Source organism: Pseudomonas viridiflava, assembly GCF_900602065.1.
Lineage (GTDB): Bacteria > Pseudomonadota > Gammaproteobacteria > Pseudomonadales > Pseudomonadaceae > Aquipseudomonas.
Genome location: NZ_UWFN01000369.1, coordinates 1 through 393 on the forward strand (window position 1 = coordinate 1; position 393 = coordinate 393).

At 62.3% G+C, this 393-nt stretch carries 1 pseudogene; it reads left to right on the forward strand.

Going from position 1 to position 393, the window contains the following annotated elements:
- A pseudogene (locus EE949_RS29010) lies at positions 1 to 116 on the forward strand (serine O-acetyltransferase EpsC); the annotation flags it as partial.
- Positions 117 to 393 lie beyond the last annotated feature (277 nt).

A 393-nucleotide genomic window follows, 5' to 3' on the forward strand; every position in this document is an offset into this window, starting at 1 on the left:
CCATTGGTCAGGGCTCGACCATCGGCGGCAACGTCTGGCTGACCCGCAGCGTCCCGGCAGGCTGCAACCTGACCCAGGCCAACCTGCTCCAGCAGGATGACGGGACGCAGAAGTAGATTTTTGTAGCGCGTCCGCCTCAACACTGATCGTGCCCATCGCTCCGCGTGGGCATGCCTCCCGTGACGCTCCGCGTCACAAATGGCACAGATTGCGGACTCAGTGAGCCGAGCGCATGACGTGGATAACGCTGGAGCTTGGCCACGCATCTGCGCCACATTCGAGAGCGGACGCGGAGCGTCCTGAGAGGCATTCCCACGCGGAGCGTAGGAACGATCAGCGTGATCTCAAGCACTCGACTGTCACGCTTAGCATCACGAGATGCATGCCCAACGC